Here is a 17,259-nt window from a genome sequence, read left to right on the forward strand (position 1 = left end):
CACCCGTATTTTAGAGCAAAAGAATAAAAAGAATGGTCCCCCTCTTCCGATTAAGCAAGAAATGTAGGAAGATACTAATAGACAACCCTTTATTACAATCGCACAACATATCAATCAGGTTCTTTAATCGCCAATGATCACGATTCCTTATAAAGAAGAACGGCATAGAAAGGAGTTGTCAGGCTTGGACAAGATAACTGCCGCCAAACTCAGGCGCGCAATTTCGGAAGACGGAATCTACAAATCCTTGTATATGAACCATCCGGACGCTATTTATGTCATGGATCTGGACGGAAATTACATGGATGCCAATCCTTCGATTCAACGAATAACAGGCTATTCGGCTGAGGAGTTTATCCGTCTGCAGACGGAACAGCTTTTTACACAGGATGAAACCAAGACCCGGCAGACAAAATTCCAGGAGGCCCGCAAGGGTCATTCTCCCAGTTTCGAAATCAACTTCAAACACAAGAGCGGACAGCTTATTATCGCTTCCGTCACTTATATTCCTATTGTCGTTGAGGATCATATCGTCGGTGTATATGGACTGGCTAAGAATATTACCCGGGAGAAAGAACTGCTGAACAGTCTTGAGAAAAGCCAGGAATTGTACCGGCTAATCTCAGAGAACGCCGGGGATATCATTACCTATACCGATCCGCAGGGAATCTGCCAATATGTCTCTCCCTCTATCACCAAATTACTCGGCTATACCCCCGAGGAAATCACCGGCAGCAATTTGCTCGATCACTATTTACCGGGCGATCTCCAGAAAAATCACGGGGCCGCGCCGGATGAGGATATTTTGACGGGCCGATACCGCCATAAACAAGGGCACTATATTTGGTTTGAAACAACGGTGCGGTATATACGGGGACAAGATGGAGAGATTGAGCTGGCGCTGGGAATAGGCCGGGATATTACTCACCGTATGAAGACGGACCAGCAGCTCAAAAAAAGCGAGGACACCTTGGCTCTGGCTCAGCGTATCGCTCATTTAGGGTCTTGGAGCTGGGATATCCAGCTGAATCATATCGAGTATTCCAAAGAATGCGTCCAAATTTACTCCGTAACGGAAACAAGACCCCTGCATACCTACGAGCAGTTTCTTCAATGTATTCATTCTGAGGACCTCGCCATGGTGAAAACAGCGGTATCGAATGCTTTGGAAGGGGCGGCCTTTGATCTGGAATACCGTATTACCGGAGAAAAGGCGGCAGTCAAAAGCGTCCATGCGGTGGGCCATGTGATCCGGGATGCAGCCGGAATCGCTCAACAAATGTTCGGAACGGTTCAGGATATTACAGAGCGTAAGAAAATGGAAGACCGGATCCGGAGCAGCGAGCAGCAGTTCCGTCTGATGTCCGAGCATTCACTCGATTTCATCTCCAGACATACGGCAGACGAAGAGGCCCGGTATGTCTATGCTTCTCCAGCCTGCAAAGCACTGCTCGGCTATGAACCGGATGAATTAGTGGGAACCAGCGCCTACGATTACTTCCACCCGGACGATATCCCTCTCGTTACAGAATACCTGCAGGCCAAGCTGGAGAATATCGGCCGCTATACGGTTACTTATCGGATCCGGCGCAAAGATGGAGAGTACATCTGGTTCGAGAGCACCGGGTGTTACACCTATGATGAGAACAAGGGAAACATCCAGGAAATCGTCTCCGTGTCCCGGGACGTCACGGACCGGAAAATGGCAGAGCGTCAGCTTCAGGTCAGCGAGCAAAGGTACAAATCTCTTTTTGAATATAATCCTTCAAGTGTCTATTCTTTTGATCTGGAAGGGAATTTCGTTACGCTGAATGCCAAGCTGGAGGAAATGATCGGCTATACCAAGGAAGAGCTGATGCCGATCTCTTTCATGCCGCTCATCAGTCCTCAACATCTGGAAATGACGCTGCATTATTTTGAACGCGCCAAACAGGGAATGCCGCAAAACTATGACACAGTCATTATGCATAAGAACGGGTCTCCCATTGAAATCAATGTAACCAATATACCCATTTATGTCGATCAGGAGCTGGTAGGCGTATACGGAATTGCGATCGATATTACGGACCGTAAACTCTATATAAGCGAAATTGAGAATCTCAGCTATCAGCTCACTCTAATTCTGAACTCCGTATCAGAGGGAATTTACGGGATGGATGCATCCGGCAAGTCCATGTTTATTAACCCGGCGGGCGCTTCTATGCTGGGCTACACACTCAAAGAATTTATCGGCATCCACAATCACGATGAGATCCATCACACCAAAGCGGATGGCAGCCCATACCAGGTAGAAGAATGCCCGATCCACACGACAGTTAAAGATGGACAGTCACGCATGATCCGGGAAGATATTTTCTGGAGGAAAGACGGATCCAGCTTCCTTGTGGATTACCGGGTGACTCCGATTATAGATAACGGTGAGATCCAGGGTGCGGTGGTCGTATTTAATGACATTACGGATGAGAAAGAGATTATTCAGGCCAAAGAGTCCGCAGAGAGGGCCGCCAATGCCAAGTCGGAGTTCCTTGCCATGATGAGCCACGAAATCCGGACTCCCATGAACGGAATTATCGGCATGACCGATCTGCTCCTGGAAACGGAATTAAATGAAGAACAGCTCGATTATGCGGACATTATCCGGAGCAGTAGCGACGCTTTGCTGCAAATTCTGAACGACATCCTTGATTTCAGTAAAATTGATGCCGGCAAAATGACACTCGTCCATGAGCCTTACGACCTGGAAGGCGTCCTGCGGGGCACCCTGGAGCTATTCTATCCCAAAGCCGCCGAAAAGCAGATCCACCTGGGATACAGAATCTCTCCGGATGTGCCGCAAATTTATACAGGCGATTCGTCCCGTGTCCGGCAGGTCCTGGTTAATCTCGTCGGCAATGCGATTAAATTTACCGAAACCGGATCCGTACAGGTAACTGTGGATAAGCTGGCTGCTGCCGATTCGCAAACGATGCTGCTCGGCTTCACCGTCTCCGATACAGGTGTCGGCATCCCTGCCGATAAGCTCAGCCAGCTGTTCCAGTCTTTCTCCCAGCTGCATCCCGTGCTTAACCGTAAATATGGGGGTACTGGTTTGGGCCTCTCCATCTGCAAGCGGCTTGTCGAGCTTATGGGAGGTACGATTTGGGTGGAGAGTTCCGAAGGGGTCGGATCGATTTTTCATTTCACGCTTCCGAACAGTACCGTCCCGGAAGCCAGCACACTCCTAAAGCAAGATAGTCTGGACGAACCTAACGTCTGGAACAACCCGCAAAGAAAGGAATCTTCATTAAGAATACTTATCGTAGAGGATCATCCCGTAAACCAGCAGCTGCTTCTGAAATATTTGGCCCGACTCGGCTATCAGGCGGATGTCGCCCATAACGGAATGGAAGGAGTAGAAGCTGTAACCCGTTCAGCTTACGACTTGGTATTCATGGATGTCCAAATGCCGGTCATGGACGGGCTTCAAGCGACACGCTTGATCCGGCAGCTGGTTCCCCCCGATAAGATACCTGTTATTGTCGCGGTCACCGCCTCAGCGCGGAATGAAGACAAAGAGCAGTGCCTGGCAAGCGGGATGGATGACTACATGAGCAAACCGATTTCCATGGATGAATTAAAGCGCATTTTTGTCCAGTGGGACCGATTCCTCGATCTGTAGGGACCTTTAAGACCCCTTCCCTCGCGGCCCCGATTCATCCTCCTGGGGAAAGGGTAACGATGGGTAGTCCACTTCAAGGGAGGAAAATATCATGAGCCGCAAAGCAATAGGTGTTTTTCATACGGGAGAAGAAGCGAACAGAGCCATTGCTTCATTAAAAGAACACGGATACACAGACGAGGACATCTCGGTTCTCGCTAAGCATAAAGAAGAAGCCGGGGGAACCGTCACCACCGGAGAAGAAGAAACCAAGGCTGACAAAGGCGCCATAGGCGGAGCCGCTATCGGCAGCGCCGCAGGCCTCATTGCCGGGATCGGCCTGATGGCGGTACCGGGTATAGGTCCCTTCCTCGCGGCCGGACCGCTGGCTGCCGCTCTATCCGGAGCCGCGCTCGGAGCAGGCGCTGGCGGAGTTACAGGCGCACTCATCGGCGCCGGAATTCCGGAAGATCAGATCGAGGATTACCACAGCCGGGTTAACAAAGGCGACATTCTGGTTGCGGTCGAAACATCTGAAGATAAATGGGAATTAGTCAATACAATCCTGCGGTCAAGCCGCGGCGAAGCAGACAACGGCACTCACGACGGACGGCCCGATGTCTACGGCGGAGCCGACCATGTTCCGGCGGACACTAACCGGGACCTGCTTGGCAATAAAGAAGACATTAACTTCCGCCGGTAGTTTTTCCGGCACCAGATCCCCCTTCGTACAGCGCTTAGCGCCTTGAAGGGGGATTTTGGCATCCCTTTCTTTTCCCGCATTGTACCCATCCGCTCCGTCCCAGGTATAGATTCATCCGTTCCCGGCTATGCTGTTACTAGATTAGTAGATTCGGACGGGAGCGATGAACCATGACGAAGCCTCAAACCATGCAGCCCACAACCAAACGGAAACTCACTGCGAAAGGGCTCTTCTGGGGCTTCGCGCTCATCGCCGCGCTCCTACTGGCCGGCTGGTCTGCTGCCGGCCAGCGGAATCCCGCGGACGACGGCGGCCGCAACGACCTCGCTGCGCTGCTTGCAGCCGCGGACGGCCTGCTCGCGCAGGACGCCTCCGTCACGCTGCGCTATGCCGCGCCGATCGCCGTACCGGGCAGCGATGACGCTCTCGCTGCAGCCGGCGGGCAGCTGGCCGGCAGCCTGGGCCTGCCGGCAGGCACGCTTAGCCGCGAGACGGGGCATCCCGTCTATGCGGCGACCGCGCCGCTTGCCTCCGGAGGCCGCCTGTCGCTGCAGCTCGCGCGTCTGGATGACGGCAGCTCATTCATCATCGCCAGACTGGAAGAACGCGCGGAGGCGGGCCTTACGGCCCTGACAGCGCATCTGCAGACCGTCAGGGACGCGCTGGCTGCCGCAGGCGTGCACGCAGACGCCAACATCGTCCTGCAGGGCGATGCCTCTGATCCGCGGGCGGATGCCCAAGCGCAGGCTCAGCAGCTGCAGGCTCATCTGAGCGGACGGCTCGGCACCCTGGAGCTTGAACGCTATGCGGACGGAGATACCGTCAGCACCACCATGAGCTCATCCAGGCTGCAAGCCTATGTGCAGAGCGGCCGACACCGCGTCAATCTGCAAGCGGCCGTGCACACGGATAGCGAGACCGGACGGAACCGGATAACCATCGGCACTCCAGTCATTACGACTTCGTATTAGCCGGCTGCCTGCCGCGGCCGTTTTGGCTGCGGCGGCTTTTTCATTCATGAACGTTACTTGCTTGCTGCGGAGGGTCTTAAGTACTGTTTCAATCTCCCACCTGGTGTAGGAAGCGGGATTCCGGCTCCTTCTCCTTGCTCTGGCTAGGACTCCTGAAGCAATTTCCCCTTGTAACGTTTATTAAATTTCAAATCGTTTAAGTAATCCTTACATCGGGTCTGGAAGATATGAACCCGCTATACATATAAACCGGAGACAACGGACTATTTTTTGCCCGCCACCTGCCTTGCTTGCGTACAGCTTGAAGAAGTAAATTTGAAAGCGTTTACATTTTTCGCGGAATATGCACCCAAGGAGGGCTTACCAATGACACTGCGTTTATTTCAATGGTTCGACAAATGGAGCTATCCGAGCGGACTCATCCGCAAGCTGCTTTACTCCATCGTAGTTAGTACTGTTATTGCCGCATTAATACTGAGCTTCCTGCTTAACAGGCTGGTACCCGGCAGCATGTCTTACGGAGAATTAAGCGTCCAGACAGTGCCTGCTTCCTTCTACTTGCCCGATACCGGAAACTATGTCACCGATCCGGACCTAATTACAGCTTTTACAAGTACCGCCGGTACTAAGCAAGCTTCGCGCAAACCCGAGGCTGCCATCAGTGCCGCACTCATTCAAACACAGACGCAGAAGCCGCTTCGCATCACCTATAACGGTACCCGAGGTAAATCCGTTCTAATTGATGCCCAAGGGCGAATCTACATGCCTGTTTCCAAAACCGAAATCAAAAGTCGTTCCGGCCTTCACTGGCTTTGGTGGAAGCTGGACCCGGGCAAATCAGATACCCTGTATTACGTGACGGACCCGGATCCGGCTGTAGCCAATCTGGCCGGGCGAATGGCAGCCACTTCCGGTCCCCGCAGTTGAGGAAGGATATTTATACGCCACATCCTCTATCCGGTATACCGGCAAAAGCCGAGCGGATGCCCTATTCCCATGGGCATCCGCTCAGTTTGCCGCATGTCAGACACTACTTCTCCAATTGACGGAGCAGCCTCTCCAAATAGTGCGCCTCTTGGTCCTTAAATTCCTGAAGCTTACCGGTTACGCGATCAAAAATAGAACCATCCGGCCGCATACTGTGCCGAATGTAGTGATCCCTCAGCAGCAACGCTTGATGCGTCAGCTTTTTGTATCCGTCTATGAGGATCTCGTCCTGCCCTATTATTCCGTTACCGATCAGATAAGAAATTCTTTCGCTCATCACCATTTTGTGCTCCCACAGCACATGCAGATGCCTTATATCGTTCTGCCATACCAGGGAAGGATTCCGATCCCGGACGGCCTCGTAATAAAGCTTCAAATAATCATAAATTTCCAGCCCATACACCATGTTCTGACCGTTAAAGTTAATACGATTGATATGATTCTCGCTGTTCAGATAATCTTTGAGCTGGTCTTTCACTGCCGTATGGTCAAACTTATAGTTTCCGTCTTTAAATTGATATAAATAGGTATGATGATCCCCTGTCTCGTTGTTTTCCAGCAGAGTCCGCATAGACTGGACGGCATTCCTGAATTCGTCGAACGTGATCGTCAGATTGCGGTAAACTCCCGTTTTATCAAACATCGAGGCGTGAAAAACCCGCTCGTCGGTATCGTATCCATACAGAAACAAGTGGTGTGGAAAAGGATCTTGCTCGAAGGAAGCCGATACGGACAACCGGGATTCATCCAGAAAAACGATACAATAGTACTCATTGCGGATTTGATGCACAAAAAACTCGATCAGCGAATCCAGGCTAAGATTGGATAGGATGGAGTAGTTTACACAGCAGGTCACCAGAAAAGGATTGTTGAAATTGAGCTCATTCGGCTGTCCCCGGTGAAAATCTACAAAGCACTGGATTCCATCCTCCAAAAACCGCTTCGTGCATGAGAGCTGAATAAAATTGCTGTAATACCATGGCAGTGTCTGGCTGTACGAGCTTGTAATCGACAGCGTGTAGGCCCACCTCAGAAATCCTTTAAGAGGCGGGGTTGATACCGGCAGTTGCTTGGAGCTCTTGCTCAGACTCACGTTCATAGGCATTAGAATGTTCTCCTCCTGAATGCGAATAAGGAATAGTGACCGGCAGCCTGCCTGCAGGTTCCAAACGTCCCAGCAGCAGTTCCGATACAGCTTGCAGCGTATGCGGATGCCCCTCATAACAGGCTACGAATCCTTTGAGATGAGGCCAAGCCGCCAAATCGACCGGATTGCGCAGGGAAACTGCAATCGCATCCGGACGTACAGCCAGCACCTCATTAACAAGTTCCAGCTGCCCCGGGTTATAGTTAGCATGGAAAATCCCTATCACAACCTGATCGTAATCCGCAGCCTCTGCAGCGAATCCTTCTATTTCTTCGCGGGCAGGATTGGTTTTGTAGACATGCTCGGTGAATTCGTTTTGTATGAACGGCTTTACATAACAGCCGAGAGAGACGTGCTGAGACAACACATCTTCCGAATGGGAAGCCTGGGTGATTTCCGGCCACAGCACCAGCGTACTTTTATGAGGAGATAGCGTGCAGTGATCCGGCTCATGGTTCACAACCGTGATGCTCCCTTTGCGCAGCCGTTTAAGGGCATCCAAGGTCTGCGGATTTTCCAGCCGGATACGCGTATCTTCCCAGCTGGTTGTCTCGATACTTCCAGCCTTCTCCTGCTTCAGTTCCAGGATACGCCGGACGGAACTATCGATGCGTGCTTCCGGAATACGTCCGCTCCGTACAGCATCCTCCAAAGCCTGAATCACCGCTAACTGCACCTCATGCGTATGGCTGACGAGCATAATATCCGCACCCGCCTCTACTGCGCGGATGACCGCTTCCGGTACACCGATATCTTTGGATACAGCTTCCATCTCCATACAATCGGTGACGATTAACCCTCCGAATCCGAATTCTTCTCTCAGAACACCCGTCAGAATCGGATAGGATAAAGTCGCCGGCACCCGTTCACCTTTGCTTAAAGCGGGGATTCCGACATGAGCGGACATAACCGCCTCAGCCCCTGCCAAAGCAGCCTGCCGGAAAGGCACCAGCTCAACCTGCCGGATTCTCTCCAGCGGCTGATTCACAACCGGCAGCTCCCAGTGCGAATCCGATTCTGTATCGCCGTGCCCCGGAAAATGTTTAATGACCGAAACAATTCCCCCGTCCTGGAAACCGCGCATAGCCGCTATCCCCAGCTCGCTCACCCGCTGCGGATCATCGCCAAAAGAGCGGACATCGATAATCGGATTTCTAGGATTAATGTTCACATCCACAACCGGGGCAAAATTCATATTGATCCCGATCGCCCTCAGCTCCTCCGCTACACCCTTCGCCGCTTCATAGAGCAGTTCCGGATTATGTGCGGCTCCCAAAGCCATAGCTGCGGGCAGGTAGGAAATCCCTTCGCGCAGTCTGGCAACCATGCCGCCTTCCTGGTCAACGGCAATCCATAGAGGGATACCGGTGGCATCCGTTGCAATCATCTGCAGCTCCTGTGTAAGCGCAAATACCTGCTCCGTGCTTTCGATATTGCGGATAAAATAAATGACGCCCCCTGCATGATGCTCCTGCAGAAGCTTACTGATTTCTTCTGTCGCGGTCACACCTTCAAAACCTACCATCAACAGCTGCCCGATTTTCTCTTTTAAGGTAAGCTGATCAACCGTTCTCATTACTCGTCCCCCCCAAATTAAGTCCTACAATTGTGTCCAGTCAAACACTACGCCCATCAGACCAGATTGCGGATCCGCCAATTGCCCATACACCAAATCTGCCTTCAAGGGGCTTTCTTTCTTCGAAATTAAACGCCCCACATTCAGCTTGCCGCGATTCATATAGTCAAAAATGTAAGCGTTCATCCCCGGTTCCGTCCATTCTTTAAACCCGGCCATCATTCTCCCGTGAATGCCGAGGATGGACACGGAATTAAAAACCACCCTCGGCCCGACCGACTGCTTGTTCGGTTGAGTGGAATCTCCAAGCAGGATGACTTTACCCAAATCTTTGGTGAAACGCGTGCAGGACTGCAGCACCTCATGATAGCCGGTAACGTCGTACACCGTATCGAGCATCTTCCCGCCGGTCAGCTCCTCTATGGGCCCGAGCGCCGCTGCCGCTTCCATATCGAGCAGATCCGTCGCTCCATTCTCAAGTGCGAGCTGAAGACGCGAAGAACTCGGAGCAATGGCGATAAGCTGCCGTGTGCCGCACAGATTCAAGAATTGAATAACCAGCTGGCCGATCAAACCCAGCCCGATGACACCTACACGCTCTCCTAACGCGGGTTCCGCGCGAAGTACGCCAAGCAGCGCCACCCTGCTGATCGGCAGGAAAGCAGCCTGCTCATCAGAGATCGAATCCGGTACAATGACTGCTTCCCGGGCTTTTAGAACGAAATACTGTTTATGAGGAGCCTGGCACACTATGCGATCCCCTACGCGCACTCCCTCAACGGCAGAACCAACTTCCATGACCTCGGCCACCATCGAGTAGCCCGGATAGAACGGATACTTCACCCACGATTCCCACACCGTACCGGCATCAAAACGCCCCCTCAGGCAAGAAAGCTCTGTTCCCGTGCTGACCAGGGATACTTTTGCCCCACACAATATTTCTTCCGGTCCGGGCTGCGGCACATCTTCTTCCCTGAACACGATCCGGTTCGCCTGCTCAAAAATGCAATTCAAGGACCTGCTTCCCGTCCTAAGTTCAAGATTCGACATATTAAACACATCCCTTTTGGAAGTTATACGTTCTTATCCGAACTGTTAGATCCCAAGATGATCCTTAGCTGCTTGCACTGCTGTAGTTACGGACTTCATGCTGCCATATTGCCCGGACTGCCGCAAAGAGGAGCAAAGAGCCCGCCAAAGCCAGGCAAATATGTACCCACGTTAATTGGCCGAGCACGAACATAGGGCCAAAATTCGTAACCAGGAACAACGGAACCACAAAGGTTCCGATTCGGCGGACCCATGCCGGATAAATAGCCATCGGGAAGTTATTGGCGTCCCAGAGAGAATTGGCAATCTCCGACGCTGACCCGGTCTGGACGAACCGGAATGACAGCAAAGCGGGTATGATCATCAGACAGTATGTAACGATGACGGAAACGAGCAGCAGCACGGAGAATCCTGAAATCGTGGACAAAGAGAGCGGAATGTCCATGGCATTCCAGCCAATAATGATCATAGCGGCCCCAACGAGAATATCGGGAATCGGCAGCGCCAAATCCACATAGCGCAAGGAAGCTATAAATTGCAGGGAAACCGGTTTGGTTATCATTAAATCGAGAGTGCCGTCTTTAATATAATCGGGAATTTTGGTGAAATTTGTGAAGAAAAGACCCACATAAATTCCGGTCGCTACCGTATGCATCCCGATAAATAACAGCAGCCCCTCAGGCGGAACCCCATCCACATGAAGATCTGTCCGGAAAACAACGAGTACATACAACAGCTTGGCCAAAAGATAGACAGATTCGACCAGAAGACTCATAAGGAAATTTCCGCGAAACTCCATTTGAGCGATCAGGCAGTTTTTAATAAACATCCGGTACAAGACCGTATATTTTTTTACTTTAGCTAGGCTTAAAATAGCCCTCTACCCCCCCACCGCCGAATATTTCCGGATGGAGACCCGCCAGGTAACCCGGGCAATCCACAGAAACAGCACAATCCAGCCGAGCTGAATCAGCAGGCCTTCATACATACCGGCCGCCTCCGTCCTGCCGCTCAGTACGTTAACAGGGAAATAAATGGTGTACGGAAAAGGAGTAAACTGAAGCAGCCGCACAGCGGTATGACCGAAAATCTCAAGAGGGAACATCCCTCCGCTTAAAATATTAATGAGTAAACTTGTTATAAGAAAAAAATAAGAAATTTCGTGCAGATAGAATGCACTGGCACAAATGCAGTAGACGATCAGAAAGTGCAGGACTAGCGCTCCCCATAAAGAAACGGCAAACAGCAGAAGCCGGTCGATTTCCGGAATGAAAACGCCTTGTACGTAGGCCGTCCATAGAATCGCTGCAAAAAGAAGCGCCGTAACGGCGTAGTAGATCGCTTTCTGCCCGATAAATGAAAGAAGCCTATAGCCGAAGTAGCTGACAGGTTTGATTAAATACTTGTTAAGTCCCCCGTTCTTGATGTCCTCCGCAATCTGATATTCGAACTGCGTTGCGATCAGCTTAGAGATCAGCCCGGCCAGAATCGTATACAAAATAATTTGACTGTATGAGTAAGAGAAGAGAGCCGTTTCTCCCGAATGCCGGTACACGGCCGTCCAGATGAAATACTGCACCATAATCGGAAATACCGCGCTCAGAAGACCAAGAAAAAAATGAAACCGGTATTCCATGGAGTGCTGCACGCCCATCGAGAACAAAACCCGGTACAATTCACGATTTTTCATCCGACAGACTCCTTGCGGTAAAGCATCGAGATGCTTTCTTCAATCGGTACGTCTTCTAAGGTCCAATCGATCACCGGGAACGTGTCCAGCAGAATACGGGACACTTCCTTCAGACGGTGTTTAGGCAGCTCAAGCACCGCGTGATAACCGTCCGAGCTTACGATGCGTCCGAATTTGGAGAGGAGCTGATCGGCTACCGGTTCTGAGAATTGCAGACGCATCACCTTTTGCTCGCCGAACATGGTATGGATCTTCTGCAGCTCGCCGTCATACAGGATACTTCCTTCGTTAATGATGATGGTACGCCGGCACAAATCCTCCACGTCCTTCATGTAATGACTCGTCAGCATGATCGTCGCGCCGAATTGTTCGTTGTAAAATTTCAGAAATTCCCTGACTTTTTTCTGGGAAGGAAAATCCAGTCCAATCGTCGGCTCATCCAGATAAAGAAGCTTCGGACGGTGAATCAAGGCGGCTATCAGCTCCATCTTCATCCGTTCCCCGAGTGACAACCTGCGGACTTGGACGTTGAGAAGCTCCTGGACATCGAGCATTTCCGATAATTCCGATAAACTTCGCGAATAGGCGGCGTCTTCGATTTCATAGATACATTTGTTGAGATAAATCGAATCACTTGCAGGCAAGTCCCACCAGAGCTGGTTTTTTTGGCCCATAACGATGGAAAATTGCCGTTTGAACGCATTTTTCCTCTCCCACGGGATGTAGCCCAACACTTCAGCCTCCCCGCCCGTCGGGTAGAGAATACCCGAAAGCATTTTGAGGGTCGTGGTCTTCCCCGCTCCGTTAGGTCCGAGAAATCCTACGCATTCTCCCGGTCCAATATCAAAGGAAACTGATTTCACCGCTTCCTTGACGAGAGATTTACGTGCAAACAAATTCTTAAGCGAGTTCTTGAGGCCCGCTTCCTTCCGATAGTAAATAAACGATTTATGCAGTTCCCGCACACGGATGAAGTCCATCCTGCCCCTCCTGAATGATTCCCTCGTTAATGAGCGTTTCCGGCAAGGCTTGCCTGCTGCCAGGCCCTTGCCGGAAAACGCCGGTTAAACCCTCGTCACTTCTTAATTAGACTCCGTTGTTATACAGCAGCACGCATTTGGAGCAGATCGGCATCAGTCCGCAAGCGACCACTTCGCGCTGGTGCTTAAGCTCATCTCCATGGAAAATCTCTGCGACGCTTTGCTCGTTGAGATTGCCGACACTGAATTCAGGGAAGAACTTGCACGGGTTTACTTTGCCATCCGGCATGACATCCATCCGGTTCGAAATCGAGAAGCACTGGGTCTTGTTCATGGCGGGCTTCTCTCCCCCGCTTATAAAGTCCTTGATGTCATCCGATTCCAGCGCCGGCTGATAGCGGATACGTACGTTCCATACCCTGGAGTTGACGCGCTGGATCTCTTCCAGAAGATCCGCGTGCTTATCGGGAGAAATATGGAAGGTGAAAGAATGCCAGCTATTCTTGTGCTCCGGTGCGAAACGCGAGGCCAGGCCCGGAAAATGACTGGAGAAATACGCATCCATTTTGTCTGCCGTATTCTCCGGAATGTACCAAGGGAAGCAAAAATAGACGGAATCTACGCCAAGCTCTTCGAAATATTCCATCAATGCGTACATTTGCCCGATCATATTGTCGTTCACCGTCAAGGCTACGGAAACTTTGCCTTTGTACAACCCTTGTTTCTGCAAATCGAGAAGCAGCTCCACGGCCTTAATCACTTTCTTGAAAGTGCCCTTCCCGCGAATGGCGTCGTTCTCTTTCTCAAACCCTTCCAGACTCACCAGCATGACCAAGTTTTCGGACATTTTGAGAATGGAATCCAGCTTTTGCTCGATCAGGATGGCATTCGTGCAGATTGTCGTATAGCGGTCTTCTTTGGCCAGCAGTTCTGCCAATTCGTCGAATTTGGAATAGAACAAGGGCTCACCGCCCCACAGGAATACGCGGGACTTACGCTCACGGGTTTCGACCAACAGTTTTTCAACTACCGCCATATCGATCTCATCGTTCTTTACTTCTTTGGCATACCCGTGGTGAAAGCCCTCCGGGTTCCACTCGAAGCAGTGCTTGCACCTCAAATTGCACCCGTTATTAAGTTTGATTCCAATTTCATATGGAATTGGTGTTGCATAGGTGGGGTCTTCTCTGCGTTTTCTGCCTGTTTCGGCCAGCGGCACTAAAGTCCTCTTCATATTACGGAATGTAATCGGATCAAACGTAACTGCTGTTTTTGGCTGCATAGTACACCCTCCCGAAGTTTTCTTTTTTTAACCTTTGCTCCGCCAGACGCCCGTAACAAAGCTCCAGACTGCTCTCGGCAAAACCTTGAGACTGCCAATCTTCAAATCGGATTCCAAAGCCGCACGCTTCCCAATATTCCATGTTATGAAGCTCATGGTCCCCGAAAGGTTCAAGCATTACGAACGGCACAGCATGCGAGAATGAATCATTCAGCGTGGCGCCTCCCGGCTTGCTGAGAATAGCCTTGCAGTTGCGGACGATATCCAGATAATCCCGGTAATCCGCCAGCGGATACTCGTGCACTGCGCCGCCTTCACGAACGAACCGGACCATAGGCGGACAAGTATGCTTTCCCTGCGCGTTGCGATCCCACGGATTCCAGTCCGGGGCCGTCCCAAAATAACGTATCGCTTCGCTGTCTTCGAGGACTTCCGAATGATCGTACACGATCACGTCAAGCTGGCAGCCCCGCTCTCGAAGGGCTTCCACCGTGTCCTGGTAAGTTCCGATCCCCCAGCCCCCGCCGTGTATGAGATAACGTCCGCTTCTCTTCTCATAGGAAATCGGCTCATCTGTCTCGGCCGATACGTAATAGTGAGGCAGCGAAGCCGGATCGTAGAACCATACCTGGTCATAGTTTGCACAGAGCTGCCGGTGCACTTTGAAAGAAGGGGTGTCATAAGCATCCATCCGGATTAGCTGGATATCTACCTGGAAGCCCGCTAAAGCCTTATAGCGCTCCATGATAGGCAGCCAGAAGCCGGTAAAGACGGCAAATCTGGATTGGCCGCTCTCCCTCCAATGCCGTAGAAGCTTCTCCACTTCTTCTTCCTTCAAGGAAGTATCGACAGGCTTTGCCAGTTTATGTCCCATACGGGCAACGGAAAAGCTGGCATGAAAAGCGGCTTTGGTTGCGCGGATTTTATTGCGAACCTCGGCATGGTACAAATTCTCCAGAACGTGAACATGCGTAGAGATTCCCCGGCTTTGCAGGAAACGGTCCAAGTGCATCGCCGGCATGTATGCGCCAAGCGAATTTCCTGATGCAAGCAAGGTAACGGAGGTAGAGTTCATAGGCATCTCCCGTTCCAGTTTAGTTGTAGATCTTCACGGACAGATCGGAGAGTACTCCCCGCAGCCGGGTCATGATTTCGCTGCGGTGCTCCTCGTCACGTCCGACAACCGATACGTAGAGCCTTCCTTTAGGGAGTCCTCTTCTCGGAGAAGAGCCCGTCTGAGCCGCATGCTGGGCCAGAGTCTGATTAATCGTTAACGTATTAGAAGAAAGAAGCATGACGCCATACTCCTCCGGAGACTGCAGAAGGAGCTCCGAATGACGAAGAGTATGCAGGAAACTGGCAAATTCAAATCCTGCCGGCAGTCCCACGGACAGGAAGGTCAGCCATCCCTGCTTGTCGAACCGGTTCCAGCAACGGTCCAGGTAAGCGTTGATCAGCCCCATGGATTTGCGGGCATTGATCTCTACAATAGGGACCAGTTCCCCTCCCTGCAAAATCATGGAGTCCACGCATACGAATCCGTGATAGCCGTCCTGGAACATGCGGCCAAGTGCTTGTTCGAGGACGTTGAAATAACCGGCTTTGTCCAATCGGTCCGCAAAAGCGGAATCTGCGGTCATAGAGCCGCCATAGTTTAACTGGTGGTTGATCATCCTTTGTACAGAGATCAGCTCGATAGTCCCCGTATCCCGGATCAGCCATTGGGAAGAAAAATCCGTTTCCTTGGCAAGAAAGGGTTCCAGCAGAAAACGAGTCGTCAATCCGCTTTCTTCCTGTTTCCGCAAGTGGGAAGCTACACGGCTCTGCATGAAATTGCTGTCGATTAGGAGGTTGCCTTTGCCCGAGACACCAAAGGGATCTTTGATGAGATAGGCTCCCTGGTCCAAGAGCTTCTGGCCCAGACTCTCAATCTCCGCAGCGCTATGAACCTCGATACCGTATGCTTTCTCTCCCAGGGACTGAAGCATCCGGTTAGAGTAGAACTTGGAATTCACCTTTACCACGGCTTCTAACGGAGGCGTAGGCCTAACGGGAGGATACAGGCTCAGATAAGCAGCCGTATCTTCTGTAATTGCATAAGGAGATAACAAATCTGTTACAAGGCTTCCGTTACTGCCATATGCACTTGCCGTGCCGGAGCTTGTCCCGGAACCATGAGGGCCCCGGGCTCCTGCCACCACATATTGCCGGGCCTCTCCGGCCGTGTGCCCATCTCCGCTTCTCCCTTGCTGCGCCGCAAGCCGGAAGATACAAGGCTTGAACTGCTCCAGCGTCAGCGGGGGTTCTGCGGTCTGACCCCCACTCCAGCCAAAAACATGCCTCGACTGGAATTTGAATCCCAGCTGATCCAGATGCCCCCGCAGATCATCATGGATCCTGCACCTTGTGTAGAGCACATCATCCGGGCCGCAGAACGGGAATAACAGCTCATCCATACAGAGGACGACAGGTTCCCTGTCACGATCCGCCAAGGCGGGAAGAGAAGACAAACCAGAATCCCGCCAGCGTGTCTCCGGATCGTAGGTCCCCATGACGGTCTTCCGGAGAGGGCTCATCCGCTCACTGTTTAACATCTTCATATTGATGATTTTTCGATTCACAGCTTTGCAGGAATTCGATAAACGAACCGATAGATTCCAGATGGATATAATCAAATTCATCGTAGTCGATGGTTATATTCAAGCGCTCTTCAATCTTCAGCATAAATTGGATCATTTGTAACGAATCCAGTCCGACATCATTATTGAGATCCGTAGCCGGAGTCAGATTGTGCCGCAATTCCAAGTCTTCTCCCTTGATTTCACATAAAATATCTGCGATTTTCTCGAACATAAGTATCACTCCTTCAGAAGTTTAGAAATCCGTTCCTATTCGCAAGAAACTGATTAATCAAGCCAATCAGACCGGCGACCATTTGCTGTAAACAAACACACCCTTTCCCAATTATGGTTACCAATATTATCCTACTAGTGACAAGGACTGTCAATCTATATACATACATTAACAGGGTCGTTTACATTTTCTTGACACCAAGCATCAAGCTTCTCGTTGTATCCAAATAATTAGAGTTCGCTCCCCCACGGGCTCCCGCCATCTGGTTGCGATACACCGCTTAAGGGCAGGCGATAGGCTCCATAAAGCAGCCGCTTGGAGAAAAGAAAAACGGACCCCATGGGGTCCGTTTTTCTCTATCTATGAGGGCTGAGGGCCGTGTC

14 protein-coding genes are annotated in these 17,259 nt (G+C 51.2%); 4 read left to right on the forward strand and 10 right to left on the reverse strand.

What is annotated here, in order from left to right:
• Positions 1–184: 184 nt before the first annotated feature.
• The 4 genes from EDM21_RS09785 (at position 185) to EDM21_RS09800 (ending at position 6,238) form a co-directional block, all read left to right on the forward strand.
• Positions 185–3,658: a PAS domain-containing hybrid sensor histidine kinase/response regulator gene (locus EDM21_RS09785; protein WP_235918123.1), complete on the forward strand. Its 3,474-nt coding sequence runs from the start codon at positions 185–187 to the stop codon at positions 3,656–3,658.
• Between the two features lie 91 nt (positions 3,659–3,749).
• Positions 3,750–4,340, forward strand: a complete 591-nt coding sequence (locus EDM21_RS09790) for a general stress protein (protein ID WP_157335118.1) — start codon at positions 3,750–3,752, stop codon at positions 4,338–4,340.
• Positions 4,341–4,510: 170 nt separating this feature from the next.
• On the forward strand, positions 4,511–5,311 hold the full coding sequence (locus EDM21_RS09795) for a YwmB family TATA-box binding protein (RefSeq protein WP_157335119.1): 801 nt from the start codon (positions 4,511–4,513) through the stop codon (positions 5,309–5,311).
• A 366-nt stretch (positions 5,312–5,677) separates the two neighbouring features.
• Positions 5,678–6,238, forward strand: coding sequence for a hypothetical protein (locus EDM21_RS09800; protein ID WP_157335121.1), 561 nt, complete (start codon positions 5,678–5,680; stop codon positions 6,236–6,238).
• Positions 6,239–6,341: 103 nt separating this feature from the next.
• On the opposite strand, the gene EDM21_RS09805 is transcribed toward EDM21_RS09800, so the two are convergent.
• From EDM21_RS09805 to EDM21_RS09850, 10 genes are all read right to left on the reverse strand, one after another.
• Positions 6,342–7,403 carry a forkhead box protein gene (locus EDM21_RS09805; RefSeq protein ID WP_235918124.1) on the reverse strand — a complete coding sequence of 354 codons (1,062 nt, stop codon included), beginning with the start codon at positions 7,401–7,403 and terminating at the stop codon, positions 6,342–6,344.
• A complete protein-coding gene (gene nagZ, locus EDM21_RS09810; RefSeq protein WP_157335122.1) occupies positions 7,339–9,021 on the reverse strand; it encodes a beta-N-acetylhexosaminidase in 1,683 nt (560 codons plus the stop codon). Before nagZ ends, EDM21_RS09805 begins: the two co-directional genes overlap by 65 nt.
• Positions 9,022–9,045: 24 nt before the next feature.
• Complete coding sequence (locus EDM21_RS09815) at positions 9,046–10,035, reverse strand: zinc-dependent alcohol dehydrogenase (protein WP_235918125.1); 990 nt, start codon at positions 10,033–10,035, stop codon at positions 9,046–9,048.
• Between the two features lie 100 nt (positions 10,036–10,135).
• On the reverse strand, positions 10,136–10,846 hold the full coding sequence (locus EDM21_RS09820) for an ABC transporter permease (RefSeq protein ID WP_235918126.1): 711 nt from the start codon (positions 10,844–10,846) through the stop codon (positions 10,136–10,138).
• Between the two features lie 105 nt (positions 10,847–10,951).
• Complete coding sequence (locus EDM21_RS09825) at positions 10,952–11,761, reverse strand: ABC transporter permease (protein ID WP_157335126.1); 810 nt, start codon at positions 11,759–11,761, stop codon at positions 10,952–10,954.
• Positions 11,758–12,741, reverse strand: a complete 984-nt coding sequence (locus tag EDM21_RS09830; RefSeq protein ID WP_157335127.1) for an ABC transporter ATP-binding protein — start codon at positions 12,739–12,741, stop codon at positions 11,758–11,760. The genes EDM21_RS09825 and EDM21_RS09830 overlap by 4 nt, the downstream gene beginning before the upstream one ends.
• Before the next feature lie 106 nt (positions 12,742–12,847).
• Positions 12,848–14,023 (reverse strand): radical SAM protein, encoded by a 1,176-nt coding sequence (locus EDM21_RS09835; RefSeq protein WP_157335130.1) that lies wholly within the window; start codon positions 14,021–14,023, stop codon positions 12,848–12,850.
• Positions 13,995–15,098 carry a glycosyltransferase family protein gene (locus EDM21_RS09840; protein ID WP_157335132.1) on the reverse strand — a complete coding sequence of 368 codons (1,104 nt, stop codon included), beginning with the start codon at positions 15,096–15,098 and terminating at the stop codon, positions 13,995–13,997. The genes EDM21_RS09835 and EDM21_RS09840 overlap by 29 nt, the downstream gene beginning before the upstream one ends.
• A 19-nt stretch (positions 15,099–15,117) precedes the next feature.
• Positions 15,118–16,575, reverse strand: coding sequence for a hypothetical protein (locus EDM21_RS09845; protein ID WP_235918127.1), 1,458 nt, complete (start codon positions 16,573–16,575; stop codon positions 15,118–15,120).
• A gap of 28 nt (positions 16,576–16,603) precedes the next feature.
• Positions 16,604–16,876 (reverse strand): acyl carrier protein, encoded by a 273-nt coding sequence (locus EDM21_RS09850; protein ID WP_157335134.1) that lies wholly within the window; start codon positions 16,874–16,876, stop codon positions 16,604–16,606.
• Positions 16,877–17,259 lie beyond the last annotated feature (383 nt).

Origin of the sequence: Paenibacillus lutrae, assembly GCF_009757775.1 — a bacterium.
GTDB classification, from domain to species: Bacteria; Bacillota; Bacilli; order Paenibacillales; family NBRC-103111; genus Paenibacillus_F; species Paenibacillus_F lutrae.

Coding starts and splice junctions, on each gene's coding strand:
- EDM21_RS09795 (WP_157335119.1), top strand. CDS start 4,511: ATGACGAAGCCTCAAACCATGCAGCCCACAACCAAACGGAAACTCACT.
- EDM21_RS09850 (WP_157335134.1), bottom strand. CDS start 16,876: ATGTTCGAGAAAATCGCAGATATTTTATGTGAAATCAAGGGAGAAGAC.
- EDM21_RS09825 (WP_157335126.1), bottom strand. CDS start 11,761: ATGAAAAATCGTGAATTGTACCGGGTTTTGTTCTCGATGGGCGTGCAG.
- EDM21_RS09820 (WP_235918126.1), bottom strand. CDS start 10,846: ATGAGTCTTCTGGTCGAATCTGTCTATCTTTTGGCCAAGCTGTTGTAT.
- EDM21_RS09835 (WP_157335130.1), bottom strand. CDS start 14,023: ATGCAGCCAAAAACAGCAGTTACGTTTGATCCGATTACATTCCGTAAT.
- EDM21_RS09840 (WP_157335132.1), bottom strand. CDS start 15,098: ATGAACTCTACCTCCGTTACCTTGCTTGCATCAGGAAATTCGCTTGGC.
- EDM21_RS09830 (WP_157335127.1), bottom strand. CDS start 12,741: ATGGACTTCATCCGTGTGCGGGAACTGCATAAATCGTTTATTTACTAT.
- EDM21_RS09845 (WP_235918127.1), bottom strand. CDS start 16,575: ATGGGGACCTACGATCCGGAGACACGCTGGCGGGATTCTGGTTTGTCT.
- EDM21_RS09800 (WP_157335121.1), top strand. CDS start 5,678: ATGACACTGCGTTTATTTCAATGGTTCGACAAATGGAGCTATCCGAGC.
- EDM21_RS09790 (WP_157335118.1), top strand. CDS start 3,750: ATGAGCCGCAAAGCAATAGGTGTTTTTCATACGGGAGAAGAAGCGAAC.
- nagZ (WP_157335122.1), bottom strand. CDS start 9,021: ATGAGAACGGTTGATCAGCTTACCTTAAAAGAGAAAATCGGGCAGCTG.
- EDM21_RS09805 (WP_235918124.1), bottom strand. CDS start 7,403: ATGCCTATGAACGTGAGTCTGAGCAAGAGCTCCAAGCAACTGCCGGTA.